This is a genomic window from Acinetobacter larvae (assembly GCF_001704115.1).
GTDB lineage: Bacteria > Pseudomonadota > Gammaproteobacteria > Pseudomonadales > Moraxellaceae > Acinetobacter > Acinetobacter larvae.
The window spans coordinates 1,455,368-1,470,476 of record NZ_CP016895.1; the positions used below are offsets into that span (position 1 = coordinate 1,455,368).

At 40.1% G+C, this 15,109-nt stretch carries 10 protein-coding genes and 1 pseudogene; all 11 read left to right on the forward strand.

Annotated elements, in window-relative coordinates; genetic code table 11:
* Positions 1 to 14 precede the first annotated feature (14 nt).
* The 11 genes and pseudogenes from BFG52_RS06420 to BFG52_RS06470 all read left to right on the forward strand — a co-directional run bounded on the left by BFG52_RS06420 (position 15) and on the right by BFG52_RS06470 (position 15,106).
* Positions 15 to 2,234: a TonB-dependent siderophore receptor gene (locus BFG52_RS06420; protein ID WP_067553739.1), complete on the forward strand. Its 2,220-nt coding sequence runs from the start codon at positions 15 to 17 to the stop codon at positions 2,232 to 2,234.
* Between the two features lie 312 nt (positions 2,235 to 2,546).
* Positions 2,547 to 2,981 carry a DoxX family protein gene (locus BFG52_RS06425; RefSeq protein ID WP_067559230.1) on the forward strand — a complete coding sequence of 145 codons (435 nt, stop codon included), beginning with the start codon at positions 2,547 to 2,549 and terminating at the stop codon, positions 2,979 to 2,981.
* Entirely contained in the window at positions 2,981 to 4,099 is a 1,119-nt protein-coding gene (locus tag BFG52_RS06430; RefSeq protein WP_067553740.1) for an efflux RND transporter periplasmic adaptor subunit, read from the forward strand. The genes BFG52_RS06425 and BFG52_RS06430 overlap by 1 nt, the downstream gene beginning before the upstream one ends.
* On the forward strand, positions 4,096 to 7,182 hold the full coding sequence (locus BFG52_RS06435; protein WP_067553742.1) for a MexW/MexI family multidrug efflux RND transporter permease subunit: 3,087 nt from the start codon (positions 4,096 to 4,098) through the stop codon (positions 7,180 to 7,182). The genes BFG52_RS06430 and BFG52_RS06435 overlap by 4 nt, the downstream gene beginning before the upstream one ends.
* A 507-nt stretch (positions 7,183 to 7,689) precedes the next feature.
* Complete coding sequence (gene tssI, locus BFG52_RS06440; RefSeq protein ID WP_067553744.1) at positions 7,690 to 10,809, forward strand: type VI secretion system tip protein TssI/VgrG; 3,120 nt, start codon at positions 7,690 to 7,692, stop codon at positions 10,807 to 10,809.
* Positions 10,810 to 10,832: 23 nt separating this feature from the next.
* On the forward strand, positions 10,833 to 11,579 hold the full coding sequence (locus BFG52_RS06445) for a hypothetical protein (RefSeq protein WP_067553746.1): 747 nt from the start codon (positions 10,833 to 10,835) through the stop codon (positions 11,577 to 11,579).
* Between the two features lie 19 nt (positions 11,580 to 11,598).
* Positions 11,599 to 12,387 (forward strand): tetratricopeptide repeat protein, encoded by a 789-nt coding sequence (locus BFG52_RS16980; RefSeq protein ID WP_067553748.1) that lies wholly within the window; start codon positions 11,599 to 11,601, stop codon positions 12,385 to 12,387.
* Between the two features lie 55 nt (positions 12,388 to 12,442).
* Positions 12,443 to 13,501, forward strand: a pseudogene (locus BFG52_RS16985) (RHS repeat protein); the annotation flags it as partial.
* A 102-nt stretch (positions 13,502 to 13,603) separates the two neighbouring features.
* The gene (locus BFG52_RS06460; RefSeq protein WP_067553752.1) at positions 13,604 to 13,981 is read left to right on the forward strand and encodes a hypothetical protein; all 378 of its coding nucleotides are present in this window, start codon (positions 13,604 to 13,606) and stop codon (positions 13,979 to 13,981) included.
* On the forward strand, positions 13,978 to 14,178 hold the full coding sequence (locus tag BFG52_RS06465; RefSeq protein WP_067553754.1) for a helix-turn-helix transcriptional regulator: 201 nt from the start codon (positions 13,978 to 13,980) through the stop codon (positions 14,176 to 14,178). The genes BFG52_RS06460 and BFG52_RS06465 overlap by 4 nt, the downstream gene beginning before the upstream one ends.
* A 73-nt stretch (positions 14,179 to 14,251) precedes the next feature.
* Positions 14,252 to 15,106, forward strand: coding sequence for a hypothetical protein (locus BFG52_RS06470; protein WP_228703808.1), 855 nt, complete (start codon positions 14,252 to 14,254; stop codon positions 15,104 to 15,106).
* Positions 15,107 to 15,109 lie beyond the last annotated feature (3 nt).

The window sequence follows — 15,109 nt, forward strand, 5'->3', positions numbered from 1 at the left end:
CGCGGCTATTTTATATGCGTCACTTTCAAATTAAATATTTAACTCAAGCAATACATGCCGTACTGTGCATGAGTATTATCTCTCCGATGGCTTTTGCAGAAGATCAAAATACAAGCGATGTACAGGATTTACCTGTTATTCAATTACATGCTGACAATGGCGAGCAAACCGAAGCAACGGGCAGTTATAAAGCCAAGGCTTCACGCTCTGCAACGCGTTTAAATTTAAGTTTAAAAGAAACACCGCAGTCTGTCAGTGTGGTGACGCATGAGCAAATGCAGCAGCGTAACTTAAACGATATCAGCAAAGTACTTGATGCCACCCCAGGTATTGTCGGTGGACGTCTAGATACGCAGCGTCATGAATACAAAGCGAGAGGTTATGGTATTGGTAACTATCAAATTAATGGCATGCCGATTGGTGAGAATGCGCCACTAAGTGATACCTTCTTTTATGACCGTGTTGAAGTGATTAAGGGTGCATCTGGTTTAATGGGGGCAACAGGAGATCCTTCGGCAACCATCAATATGATCCGTAAAAAACCCAGTAAAATGCTCACTGGTGAGGCAGCGGTCTCTTTGAGTCGTTGGGATACGATTCGCTCAGAAGTCGATGTCTCTGTACCACTGACCCAAGATGGTCGGGTGCGGAGTCGGGTAATGGCAATGCATGAGCAAGGTGATACTTACATCGATTATTATCGTAAAAACTCCGATGCAGCAATGGCCGTTATTGAAGCTGATTTCACAGCAAACCTTGTCGGGAGCATTGGCTTACAGTACCAAAATAATAAACCCAAAGGCTCAACTTGGGGTGCAGTGCCGTATTGGAATGCCAAAGGCGAACATATCGATACGCCACGTAGTTTTAGTTTTGCGAACAGCTGGAATACCATTCGTGAAAGCGATCGTACTGTATTTACGGACTTAGCCTATAACTTTGATAATGGCTGGTTGCTGAAAGCATCCAGTTCTTATTCATGGTCTAAAAGTTTTTGGCTGATGTCCTATGGGGGCTCAGGCTTTGCGAAAGATGATGGAACAGGGATTGGTTTATGGAATACCGTTTTTCCGAATTCTGAATCTAAAAAACTCAATGCAGAAATTTATGCTTCAGGACCATTTAAGCTATTTAATCGTGAACATGAGCTAGTGATTGGTGCCAATGGTTTTAGCCGTAAAAGCGAGAGTATTTCTGGACGTTTAACCAATCTTGATTTTGGTGATCAAGCCACATGTAATAGCAATGGCGCATGTACCATTAATGATTGGCGTACTTGGGATGGTCATGCAACATCAAAACCAGATTATGAAATAACTAACCGTGGTAAAGACAGTAAGCAACAAAACTATGGTGCTTATGCGACACTTCGTCTTAATATTACCGATCCGTTGAAGGTTATTTTAGGAGGGCGTTATAGTGAATATAAAGCAACCAATGGTAATAAAGCCGATGTAACTGCAGATAAATTTACCCCATTTGTGGGGCTTACCTATGCTTTAACCGATCAGCTGACTGCTTATGCAAGCTATAGTGATATGTTTAAACCAAGCGATAAAAAAGATCGCAATAGCAGTTATCTTGAACCTGAAACAGGTAAAAATTACGAACTTGGTTTAAAAGCAGGTTGGTTTGATGATCGTTTGCTATCGACAGCGGCTGTATTTAGAAGTGAAAAAGAAAATGTCGCAGTACGCGATAAAGAAGCAATTGATCTTGGTATGAAGACGGATGATGGGGGTGACCCGATGATGTCTTCAGGTGAAGGATTAACCGTTACTGGATTTGAACTTGAAACGATTGGACAGATTACCCCAACATGGAATATTACCGCGGGCTATACCTATTTAGGTGTGGATGGAACGGAAATTGCCAAAGCAGATAATGAAATACCGCGTAATTTGGTGAAACTCTATACCAACTATCAATTACCGAATGCTTTATTTGATGGTGCGGAGAAGTTTAATGTTGGCTTTGGCGGAACATGGCAAAGTGAAATTAAAAATAAATGGGGTGGTGCTCCTGCCAATAGTGTTGGCGATGGCTACATAAAACAAAAAGCCTATATGTTGGCAAATGCCAATATTGGCTATCGTTATAATGAAAATTTTAGTGCCAATTTAAGTGTAAATAACTTATTTGACAAAAAATACTATGAAAAAGTTGGTTTCTATAATGGTATTTTCTGGGGTGAACCTCGTAATGTGACACTTACTTTGCGAGCACATTTCTAAGCACTGCAAAGTTTGATTGTTTTATCTAGTCTAAAGTACACGCAGCAATTGTCCCTGAGGATTGCTGCGTTTTTTTGTGCACTTAGAACCCGATATTTTAGCGTTAATATATCGTTTTAAATTGCCATAAAATAACTATAAATATATGAAAAATATAAAATAATATTAAAATTTTGCAGATGAAAAACTTTCTCAAATAAAGCTTGACCTCAAGTTAACTTGACCTTTTATAGTGCAGTTACTTTGTTAATGCTTTGTAAGTGGAATCCGCTTTGCAAAGTAGCGCTCTATGGTTTAGTCGGGGATTTTGCGATGCCAAATTTTATTCAGTCCATGATAGAACATCCCAAGCTGTGGCTTCTGGCACGTTGTTTGATGGTGTTACTGTTTTTACTTTCCGGTTTTGCCAAGTTAATTGATGTTGAAGGAAGTTTTGCCGAGATGACTGCTGCGGGTTTGCATCCTGCATGGTTATTTAATTATGCCAGTGCCTTGGTGCTGCTATTGGGCAGTTATTTCGTCTTGTTTGATCGTGCCTTATGGTTTGGTGCTGGGATGCTAGCGGTATTTTTATTATTGACAATTTTGATCGTGCATCAGTTCTGGCGTATGGATGCCGAGGCAGCCAAGTTGTCGATGTATTTTGCTGTTGAACATCTGGCGGTGATTGCGGGACTGATGGCAATGGCGATGGCTAGTCATTATCGTAAATTACTCTCCCAAATGCGTGCAGGAGTATGGGCTTAATGCGTAAATCTCTCCTGAAACCGATTTTATGGGTTGTTTTTATTTTAGTTTTTTTAGCGGCATTGCTCCTCTGGTATTTAACAAGCAAAAACTCAAAAGCGGCAGCAGGTGCTGCTTATCCACCGATCAAAGTAGCTGTTGCACAGGTCAAATGGAGCCAAGCACCACGAACGATTCATGCGATTGGTGAATTGGAAGCGGCCAAACAGATTCAGTTGGCTTCTGAGGTTGCTGGGCGTATTGAAAAAATATATTTTCAGTCTGGGCAATTTGTCCATCAAGGTCAACTTTTGCTTCAGCTGAATGATGATGTCGAACAGGCTGAGCTGGCACAATTACAAGCCAAATTAAAATTAGACCAAGCTGTATATCGCCGTGGGCAAGAATTGTCTCAGGTCAATGCCATGTCTCGTGCAGAAGTGGATGAGGCCTTGTCGAATCGTGATGTAACTTTAGGAAAAATTCAACAATTGCGCGCCAGAATTCAGCAAAAGGCGATTCGAGCGCCGTTTGCTGGGCAAATCGGCATACGCCGTGTGCACCAAGGGCAATATTTACAAGTGGGTGAGCCGATCGTTAGTTTGGTTGATACCCAAAATCTTTTGCTCAATTTTAGTCTAGATGAGCGTGTGGTGCCCGATATTGCTTTGGGACAACAACTTAATGTGCAATTGGATGCCTTTGCAGGACAGCAATTTAAAGCCAAAGTTACCGCAATAGATCCTTTAATTTCTAAAGCGCGCTTATTGCAAGTTCAAGCACAATTACCCAATCCAAAACAGCAATTTAAAGCAGGTATGTTTGCCAATGTCTTGATTGATCAGCAACGGGTTAATGCTTTGATGGTACCTGAAAGTGCCATTAGTTATAGCGCTTATGGCGAAACCGTCTTTGTTGCCACAGCGCAACAAGCGCAATGGCAGGTCAAGAAAGTTGCTGTGAAAACAGGACAGCGCGCTGATGGTTGGGTTGAGGTGAGCTCAGGTTTAAAACAAGGGCAACGTGTGGTGACTTCTGGTCAATTGAAGCTTTCGGATGGTGCTGCGGTTGAGCTTATGAAAGGCGATACCTTAGAGACAGGAACAGATCAAGGCGCGGCATCGGAGGCACATACATGAAGTTTACGGACCTCTTTGTCAAACGACCAGTACTCGCTTTTGTAGTCAGTTGTTTGATTTTACTTGCGGGATTCTTTGCTTTTGATCGCTTGTCGATACGGCAATATCCACTATTGGAAAGTTCGACCATTAGCATTGCTACAGAATATCCTGGGGCGAATGCTGAACTGATGCAAGGTTTTGTTACCCAACCGATCGCTCAAGCGGTTGCATCGGTTGAAGGGGTGGACTATCTAAGTTCCTCAACGGTACAAGGACGGAGTGTGGTGACTTTGCGTATGCAGCTCAACCGAGATTCCACGCAAGCACTCACTGAAGTAATGGCGAAGGTCAATCAGGTTCGCTATAAGTTACCCGAACGTGCTTTTGATCCAGTGATTGAGCGTTCATCTGGTGAATCGACCGATGTTGCTTATATCGGTTTTCGTAGTCAAAGTGGTAATTTAGCAGCATTAACTGATTATCTCTCACGTGTGGTAGAGCCGATGTTGGCGAGTATTGAAGGGGTTGCCAAAGTACAAAGTTATGGCGCGCAACGTTTATCAATGCGGATTTGGTTGGATAATCATCGAATGGCTGGTCGTGGCATCAGTGTGAGTGATGTATCACAAGCGTTGCAACGCAATAATTATCAGGCTGCACCCGGTCAAGTCAAAGGTGAATACGTTGTTGCCAATGTCAGTGTCAGCACAGATTTAAGTAGCATTGCGGACTTTAATCATTTGGTACTGCGTAACGATGAACAGGGTTTAGTTTATTTAAAAGATGTGGCAACGGTTGAGTTAGGTGCGGCATCAACAGAAACCAGTGCCGTCATGAATGGCACACCGGCAGTATTTTTAGGTTTACAAGCCACTCCCAAAGGTAATCCTTTGGTGATTGTGGATGGCATCAAGACCTTATTACCCGAGATTAAAAAGACTTTGCCGCCTGGCATTGAAGTAGATTTGGCTTTTGAGACAGCACGCTTTATTGATGCCTCTATTCAAGAAGTACTGCATACCTTTATGGAAGCCTTAATCATCGTGATTGTAGTGATTTATCTCTGCTTAGGGTCTTTTAAAAGCGTTATTATTCCCATTGTGACCATTCCTCTGTCCTTGCTTGGAGCAATGGCGATCATGTTGCTGTTTGGCTTTAGTATTAATTTACTGACCTTATTGGCAATGGTTTTGGCCATTGGTTTAGTGGTTGATGATGCCATTGTGGTGGTCGAAAATGTGCATCGACATATTGAGTCGGGTCAAAGCCCGGTCGCTGCTGCATTATTGGGGGCACGTGAAGTTGCAGGGCCCGTCATCGCCATGACCATTACCTTGGCAGCGGTGTATGCGCCAATTGGCTTAATGGGCGGTTTAACGGGTTCTTTATTTAAAGAATTTGCTTTTACTTTGGCAGGCGCTGTGCTGGTCTCAGGCATTATTGCTTTGACTTTATCGCCGATGATGAGTTCATTTTTATTGGATCGACAGCAGCATGAGGGCAAAGTTGCGCAGTATGCAGAGCGATTTTTTCAGGGGTTGTCTCATCACTATGGACGATTGTTGACATTTTCACTGTCACAACGTTGGATGACTGCGACCATTGCGGTGATTATTTTATTGGCTTTACCCGTTTTATATCAATTACCACAAAAAGAATTGGCACCGACTGAAGATCAGGCGGGAGTCTTGACTGCAATTAAGTCTCCACAACATGCCAATTTAAATTATGTTGAAAAATTTGCCTACAAATTGGACGAATTGTTTTGGACTATTCCAGAAACTGCTGATAGCTGGATTATCAATGGTACCGATGGACCCGCATCCAGTTTTGGTGGTGCAACCTTGACTAATTGGCAGGATAGAACACGTGATGCCACCGCTATACAGCATGAGCTACAAGCGAAAGTTGGTGATGTAGAAGGAAATAGTATTTTTGTATTTCAGTTACCGGCATTGCCGGGTTCAACTGGTGGTTTACCAGTGCAAATGGTATTGCGCACTGCGCATGACTATCCTTTGCTGTATCAGACCATGCAAGACATTAAACAAAAAGCACGTGACAGTGGTTTATTTGTGGTGGTAGATAGTGACTTAGACTATAACAATCCGATGTTGCAGATTCGCATTGATCGCAATAAAGCCAATAGTTTAGGCATTCGCATGCAGGATATTGCCGATACCTTATCAACCATGGTTGGGGAAAACTATATTAACCGTTTTGCTTTAGAAGGGCGTGCCTATGATGTTATTCCACAAAGTATTCAGCAACAACGCATGAGTCCAGAAGCTTTAGCCCAGCAATTCGTTCGGGCTGAGAATGGGCAGTTTATTCCATTATCCACCATTGTTACGTTGGAAATGCAAGTTCAGCCCAATAAACTGACGCAATTTGACCAGCAAAATGCTGCAACCTTTCAGGCTATTCCAGCAGCGGGAGTATCTTTAGGGCAAGCTCTCAGTTTCTTAGAAACCACTTTGGCTGAGTTACCAGCAGGCTTTAGTTATGATTGGCAAGCCGATGCGCGTCAGTATGTGCAAGAAGGTAATAGCTTGATGTGGGCATTTGCGGCAGCATTATTGGTCATTTATATGGTTTTGGCTGCGCAATATGAAAGCTTAAAAGACCCGTTTATTATTTTAATTACCGTACCCTTATCGATTTGTGGGGCATTGATCCCATTGGCATTGGGGGCATCTAGTATGAATATCTATACGCAAATTGGTTTAGTGACTTTAATTGGTTTAATCAGTAAGCATGGTATTTTGATGGTTGAGTTCGCCAATGAACTACAAGTTCAGCATCATTTAAGCCCTTATCAAGCTATTATTAAAGCCGCAAAAATTCGTTTAAGACCGATTTTAATGACGACTGCTGCCATGGTATTTGGCTTAATTCCGCTATTATTTGCCAGTGGGGCAGGTGCGCATAGTCGTTATGGGCTGGGTGTGGTCATTGTCAGCGGTATGCTTATTGGGACTTTATTTACGCTATTTGTTTTACCCACGATTTATAGTTTTTTAGCCCGTGACCATCAACAACTGTCACAGAGCAAGCGCTATAAAGCTTTAGCCAAAGCTGAATTGGAATTAACTGAATAGCAAAAGTCTGCAATCATAAAATTAAATATTTTTACTGGGCGGGTTGTGATAATCCGCCAGTTTTATTTTTAAATTAAAAATGTCAGCTCGCTTAATGCAGAATACGTCCGTGTTCAATTACATGAGCGATTTGGTATATCCATCAAGGTTTAAGTTATTCAACAGTTGCTCAGATTATCTGGGATGTTCTTGAAACAGCGTCAACAGCGTTTGAAAAAAGAGATCTGATAGTATTTTAGAAAGCTCAACAAGAGATTATTATTTTAATGACGACTTAAAGCATTGCTATAGATCGAGTATGCTCACAGGTTTATGCTAGATTGTTGATTGATTGGTTTATTCATTGATTTAAAAATAAAAATATTCTGGCAGTCAATTGATGATTGAGGGACTTTTAAGCTTCAAGTTTGAGCCAGCCCAAATAATTTTACATTTTATCTGTTGTTTTTGTTAAAAATAGTGATTTATTATGCATAACTAATCTGTTTTTTTATATTTATAATTTATATGTTCAATAATATCCAAAATATCTTGGCTGATTTAGGATTGAGCGCACAGAAGCGCGCCATACACGCACAGTTTTCCAATTCATCGCTCAATGAAAAAGTATTCTTACAACGTATTGAAGGGGAACATGGTCTCAATCAGGGATTCACTGCTGAGCTGATCTGTTTATCTTTAGATGCCACGATTGCGCTCAAAGAATTTATCGGTTGTCAGCTTGCAGTAGATCAAGTGACTGATCGAGGGGAATTATTTCGTAGCACAGGCATTGTTAGTGCAGCCAGTCAAGGGCAAAGTGATGGGGCTTTGACGGTCTATAAATTGACCCTACAAGATGCCACGACGCTATGGCATAAACGTCGTAATAGTCGTGTATTTATGAATAAAAGCGTGGTCGATGTAATTCAAGCGCTATTTAAAGAATGGCAGCAAAAAAGCCCACTCTTTGCCGCCAGTTTAAAATTAGATTTAAGCGGTTTAAGCAAAGACTACGATATTCGACCTTTTATTATGCAGGCCAATGAAACCGATTATGACTTTTTGACGCGCTTAATGCGTGCTGAAGGCATTAATTGGTTAATTGATGAAGCACAGCTAATCGTAGCCAATTCTTCTGAATCGATTCAAGCACAAAAACTTCGCTTGATCGATAGCAATGATCAGTATCAAGCACTCAATAGACGCTCAATACGTTTTCATCGCAGTGACGCCACTGAGCAATTTGACAGTATTACCCGTTTTGTTGCGCAGCGTAGCTTACAGCCGACAGCGGTTTATGTTAATCGTTGGCAAGCCGATGCCTTGGATGTCGATGAGGGTGCAGGTTCTGTGTTGACCACACAGCAACATTCTAGCCAACAAGACAGTGCCAGTTTGGGGCTAGAAGATGCATGGGCTATCAGCCCAGCATGGATGCAAGACCTAAAAGGCGAGGATGGCGCAACGCCTTCGGGTAATCGCCAAGTAGAAGATCTCAATAAAAATATCAGTGCCTATCACAATGCACAGGCGAAACAATTTATTGCACAGTCGACAGTACGTGATGCACAAGTTGGCTATTGGTTTAGCTTTGAAGAGCATCCAGAGATCGACAGCCACAGTGGTGCAGACAAAGAATTCCTGATTATTGCCAAGTCTTTTTATAATCAAAATAACCTGCCCAAAGACCTCAATGCTCAAGTCCAAGCTTTAGTCAGCAAAAGCCAATGGCAACGGTCTACACCGTCGGATGAACGTCAAGCCAATAGCTTGACTTTACAGCGTCGCAATATTGCAATTGTGCCCGAATACAATCCCTTGCAGCATCGTCCAGTAGCCTATCCACAGCGTGCGCGCGTGGTTGGACCAGCAGGTGAGAGCATTCATGTAGATGAATGGGGGCGGATCAAAGTACGTTTCTTATTTACCCGAAGCGAAGATCATAGCCACGATGGTGGTGCCGGCAGCAATGACAATGACAGCGATTCCGCTTGGGTGGATGTACTGACGCCTTGGGCGGGTGAAGGCTACGGGGCAAGGTTCTTGCCGCGGATTGGTGAGATTGTGGCGATCGACTTTTTTGATGGCAATGTTGATCGACCTTTCGTATTAGGTCGGATTCACGAAGCACAGCGTAGCCCAACCCAGTTTGACACAATGGGTCAACTGCCGGATACCCGACGTTTAAGTGGTATACGCTCTAATGAAGTGGGTGGTGGGGGCTATGGGCAATTACGCTTTGATGATACCTCGGGGCAAATTAGTACCCAGTTGCAAAGTAGTCATGGCGCCAGCCAGCTCAATTTGGGAAATTTAAGTCATCCCAAATCTGCCGAAGAAAGTGACGGGCGTGGTGAAGGCTTTGAGTTAAGGACAGACCAATGGGGTGCAGTCCGTGCGGGGCAAGGTTTACTTTTAAGCACCCATCAGCAAGGTGAAGCTAGCGGCGTGCATCTCGATACGGCACAAGCCAAGCAACAGTTAGAGTCGAGTTTAAATCGTGCGAAAGCATTGAGTGATACGGCGAAGAATCAACAAACCGATCCATTAGAAGTCTTAGACAACCTAAAAGGTTATATCGAAAATTTAGAGCAACAAGATCAAAGCAAAGCTGCTGCATTTAAAGAAGCAATTATGTTATTCACTGCGCCACAGAGTATTGCTGTGAGTTCTAGTCAAGATGTTCATTTATCTTCAGATGGACAAATAAGCCACAGTGCAGGAGATAGCATTAATCTCAGTACTCAAAATGCTTTACTCGCGCATGCTCAATCTAAAATTAGTCTGTTTGCCGCAACAGAAGGCGCAAGATTGTATGCTGGTCAAGGTAATATTGAAATACAGGCCCAAGGAGATGGTGCAGATATTATTGCACGTAAAAAAGTTCAGATTATCTCGACAGAAGATCAGATCGAGCTGATTGCGGAAAAGAAAATCGTATTAACTGCAGGATCATCTCAAATAGAGATTAGTGGAGCTGGGATTATATTTCGGACTAGTCAAAAATTTGAAGCTAAAGCCGGGCAGCATGTGTTTAAGGGAGGGGAGAAGTTGAGTTTACCAATGCCAAATATTCCTCCAGTCTTCCTTCCATATAGCAATAAAATTGATGTCTATAACTTCTTTAATTTTGATAAATTAAATGATTTAAACAATTTTGAGTATTCAGCTTTGTATGAAAATGGAAATTTTCAACGTGGTTCTTTAGATAAATATGGAAGAACTGATAGATTTAGAGCTAGCACAGGTGGAAAAGTTAAAGTGCTGATAGGTGGTGATGAATGGTTATACTATATTGATGACTTTGGAGGAACTAGAAATGAAGATACAAGAATCCTTTTTTTAGATTTTTCTGGTGAGCCAATACCGAATTTAATTTTTAGATTAAGTGATGAAAATAATAAGGAAGTTCTACAAGGGAAAACCAATCAAGGTGGTAGAGCAATTTTTAGAACCCCCGATGTTGAATTTCCGCTACTGTCTGTAAAAAAGATAATTGGTACTGAGTTTAAACCAATTGTGAGAATTGAAAATAACTTTGTTAGAGATATTACTTTTATTAGTCCTAAAATTTTAAAAGAGATAGAATTGTTAAAGGATACTGATGAAAAAGGCAGTTACTTAAGAAGTAATTATTCTAAATAACTTTAAATGGAAAGGCTTTTATTATGGCAAATGAAGAACAACAGAAAAATCAAAATGGTCGTTCTGTGCTTGTAATCAGTGAAGATAACTTTAATAAAGTTATAGACTTAAGTGGAAATATACAGGACGCAATTACTTATACGACTGATGGTGCAAAACTAGTAGAAAAGCATAATTTTTCATGGGGATTACTTCATTCTAAGACTACAGTACCATTTAGTCTAGATCACATGGCACAAGTTAAGAATATGAAGGTCTATTTTGTAAATCCTGAAACAGGGAGAGTATTTTATGGTAATCAATATAGAGGTGTTTCTAATATAGGTACTACAGCAGATAAAGTTGGTAAGCTTGGAGATAGATTAGGCAAGATTACTAATGGTGCTGAAATTTTTGTAGCAATCAAAAATGATGATCCTAAAGCATTATCGCAAAAAACGTCTGAAATAGTATTAGAAAAAGGTGGAGAGACCATCGGTTTGGCTTTGGCTGGTAAATGTACAAATTTGGCAATTAAAAGAGTGCAGCCTAAGCGTGTTGCTGTTGCAGGATTAGCATGCTACGCAGCAGCTGTTTATTCACTTAAGGGTGGTGGAAAGGCGTTGGGTACAGTAGTAGGGAAAACTGAAACAGGAGAAGAACTTGCATCAGTTGTTATAAAAACACTTCAAGATCTAGATAAAAAAGAGGCTGAGGCAGAGAGGAAACGAAGAGAACGTGAATATAAAAAGAATCCAATGTTAGAATGGCATACATTAGGGGCGGATTAAATAGAATGGTGAAGTCTTAATGAAATTTAATATTTTGATTACTATTGGTTTAAGCTGTTTAGGGTTGTTTGCTTGTGACAAACAAGTATCACCAAAAACAACAATAGTGCATGAGAAAAGTGCTGAAGTTTTATATGATGAAGGGCAGAAGTATTTATTGGGTAAAGAAGTTACTCAGGATTATAAAAAAGCATTTGAATTAATTGGTGAATCAGCAAATAAAGGTTTGGCAATTGCTCAAAATAACTTAGGTGCAATGTATAAAAGTGGTTTGGGTGTTGAACCCAATGACCAAAAAGCATTTTATTGGATAGATAAAGCTGCAAAACAAAAATTTCCTGAGGCTCAATATAATTTGGGTGTTATTTATGAACAAGGAGTTATTGTAAAAAAAGATCAGTCAAAAGCAGTTGAATTATATATCCAAGCCGCAGATCAAAATTTTGCTGCGGCGCAATTTAATCTAGCAAACTTATATTTAAGTGGTAATGGTGTTCCTAAGAATGAAAAAAAAGCTATTGAATTATATCAGAAAGCATCAAATCAAAACTTTGCTGCTGCACAATATAATCTAGCTGATATATATTTAGATGGAAGTGATTCCTTGGAAAAGGATGAACAAAAAGCTTTTGAATTATATCAAAAGTCAGCAGAACAAGATCTTCCTGAAGCACAGTATAATTTAGCTTTAATATATGAAAGGGTTTTTAATGACAAAAAGCAAGCTATATTTTGGTATACAAAGGCTCTAGATAATGGAATTCAGCAAGCTGAAGAAGGGCTAAATCGTTTAATGCAGGAAGAGTAATTAATTGAATATTATGACCAATAGCAATGATTGATTAGGAAAACCATTGTAAGAGGCATTTTTACAGCAGGTTGAATTTCAGCTTAAATCGGCTACACAGACTTTAAAATTTGCTTATAACGATCAGCTTAAAATCATGGCGGTGTTTGTAGATGACCAAGTCGAAGCATTGGCACGTTATGAATATGATCAGCAGGGTAATTTGATTAAGGCTTTCGATGAAAATGGTCATCATCGTGAGTATCGCTATAACACAGCTCATCAATTAATCCGCTATACCGATCGAACCGGTCGTGGTCAAAATATTCGTTATGACTCTACCGCAGCGGATGCAAAAGCCGTTGAAGAATGGAGAGATGATGGCAGCTTTAAAACCCGTTTAGAATGGCATGATCGTTTACGTCAAGTCACCGTCTATAATGCCGATGATGTTCCGACCCATTATTATTTTGACCTTGATGGTTTTACCTATCGAACCCGTTTAGCCGATGGACGTGAGTCTTGGTATAGCCGTGATCAACAAAAATGTATTACCCGTCAAATTGATTTCTTTGGCCGAGAAACTCAGCAAGAATATAATGAGCAAGGCTTATTAAATAAAATCGTTCAACCGAATGGTGGTGTGGTTCGATTTGCCTATGATGAGCAAGGTCAGTTGGTCGAGATTAAAGACCCTGAGGGCAATATCTGGCGACAGCAATATGATGCCAAAGGTAATATCAGCGAGCAGATTGATCCACTGAATCATAAAACCCAATTTAAATATAATGATCAAGGTCAACTTATCGAGATTACAGATGCGCTAGGTGGTCAGAAAAAGATTCAATATAATGCCCTCGGGCAAGCAAGCTCTTTTACGGATTGTTCGGGAAAAACCTCGAGTTGGGAATATGATGACCGAGGTCGTTTAATTGCAGAAATATCAGCAAATGGTATCAAAACACAATACCAATATAGCCAAAGCGGAGCAGATAAAGGTCAGCTCAAAGCAGTTATTTATGCGGATGGTTTAATGGAGCGCTTTGAGCGCGATCAAGAAGGGCGTTTATTAAAGCATTATAATTCTCAGAATAAACCGACGGCATATCAGTATAATCCAGCAGGTTTGTTTCAGTTATTCTAATTTGCTGCCTTAATACTTTTTATGTAAAGCTTACTTTACATCTAATGGAAATGGAATTATAGTTTATGTAAAGCTTACTTTACATGAATTGCTATGAAAAATTATCGTTATTTATTTGAGATGGCAGCGGCACTTGCTGTTTACCTATTGGTATTGGTTGCTTCACTGAGTTATTTAAAACATAACGTATTGCGTGATCCAATGCGTCTTGTGGTGACTCTATTACCAGTTTTGCCATGTTTATTGGTGATTTGGACCGTACTTAGATTATTATCCCGTTTAGATGAAATGCAACGGCAGATTCATTTGCAGGCTTTTGCCTTCGCTTTTGTCGCAACCGCTTTACTTAGTTTTAGTTATGGTTTTTTAGAGAATATTGGTTTTCCGCAATTGAGCATGTTTGTGATTTGGCCGATGATGGCAAGCTTATGGGGCGTGGGTATCGCAATTGGTGTGTGGCGTTATCGATGAAAAATATTATTGCAGCATTACGCGCTGAACGCGGTTGGTCACAACAGCACTTGGCGGAACGCTTAGATGTGTCACGACAAACCATTAATGCCATCGAAAAACAACGTTATGATCCGAGTTTACCTTTAGCATTTAAACTCTCCAAAGCCTTCGCTTTGTCGATCCATGATATTTTTCAGGCAGATGATGTGGAATAACTTTAGCTCAGCAAAGGAGTAGGTTTTGATTATCTCGCAATATATGTTTATACCGCCTTAAGTATAGGCGAATATGACGATTTTGTTAAAAGTCATCCTAAGTTATTTCGGTTTATCTCTCTTAATCCCAGTATTTTTAAATATTATTATCAGCGGTATCTTAGGAACAGGAATGACTATTCGGGTACAGACAGGAATAGGTGGTACATTAAACATGCGAGAATATGCATCAAAATTTTTTTTATACACATGGCTGTTGATGGTTATATTCCAACCGAGTATTGTTAGTGCAGAAAACTTAGAAACTTTTGATGTACATTTTTCAGTACTTAGTAATAATCCTAATGCAAAAGCGAAGGCTACATTATCTCAATTAAAAGAAGAAGTGAATATATTAAACCAATATTTTATAGCAGATGATGGACGTTCTATTGTAAAGTTTAGATTTAAAAGTGTGACCTTCTATGATGATTTAAAAAACTCATCTTGTAAAATTGTAGACCTTGGTGATGCACGCAGGGCATTTAGTTTAGATTCAGCTACCGTTTTATTTAACCATTGTCAGGATAGAAAAGTTAAAGATAAGAATGCTATTAATATTTATATATTTGATGAGTATAATGAGCGTAAAGGCTTTGCCAGTGCAAATAGTTATGGAAAACGAAATTTAAATAGACCATTTATTTTTCTAGATTGGCATAGGCTTAATCATAATGTACAGTCGCCTGAAGAACATGAAATGGGGCATGCTTTTGGTTTGAATCATATTTGTGAGCCTACTGCAACAATTAAAACGTCTACCAACATTATGACATCTGCATGTAAAGGTGGATCTGGTGGAAAACGAAATATAGGTTTTAATACTGCGCAAGTTCGAACTATTATGCATTATGTACCATTAATCAAAGCACAATTAGCTCAGCGCTAATCG

Excerpts from the sequence above, each read along its gene's own strand:
- BFG52_RS16980 (WP_067553748.1), top strand. The coding sequence starts at position 11,599 with ATGAAATTTAATATTTTGATTACTATTGGTTTAAGCTGTTTAGGGTTG.
- BFG52_RS06445 (WP_067553746.1), top strand. The coding sequence starts at position 10,833 with ATGGCAAATGAAGAACAACAGAAAAATCAAAATGGTCGTTCTGTGCTT.
- BFG52_RS06420 (WP_067553739.1), top strand. The coding sequence starts at position 15 with ATGCGTCACTTTCAAATTAAATATTTAACTCAAGCAATACATGCCGTA.
- BFG52_RS06425 (WP_067559230.1), top strand. The coding sequence starts at position 2,547 with ATGCCAAATTTTATTCAGTCCATGATAGAACATCCCAAGCTGTGGCTT.
- tssI (WP_067553744.1), top strand. The coding sequence starts at position 7,690 with ATGTTCAATAATATCCAAAATATCTTGGCTGATTTAGGATTGAGCGCA.
- BFG52_RS06430 (WP_067553740.1), top strand. The coding sequence starts at position 2,981 with ATGCGTAAATCTCTCCTGAAACCGATTTTATGGGTTGTTTTTATTTTA.
- BFG52_RS06465 (WP_067553754.1), top strand. The coding sequence starts at position 13,978 with ATGAAAAATATTATTGCAGCATTACGCGCTGAACGCGGTTGGTCACAA.
- BFG52_RS06470 (WP_228703808.1), top strand. The coding sequence starts at position 14,252 with ATGACGATTTTGTTAAAAGTCATCCTAAGTTATTTCGGTTTATCTCTC.
- BFG52_RS06460 (WP_067553752.1), top strand. The coding sequence starts at position 13,604 with ATGAAAAATTATCGTTATTTATTTGAGATGGCAGCGGCACTTGCTGTT.
- BFG52_RS06435 (WP_067553742.1), top strand. The coding sequence starts at position 4,096 with ATGAAGTTTACGGACCTCTTTGTCAAACGACCAGTACTCGCTTTTGTA.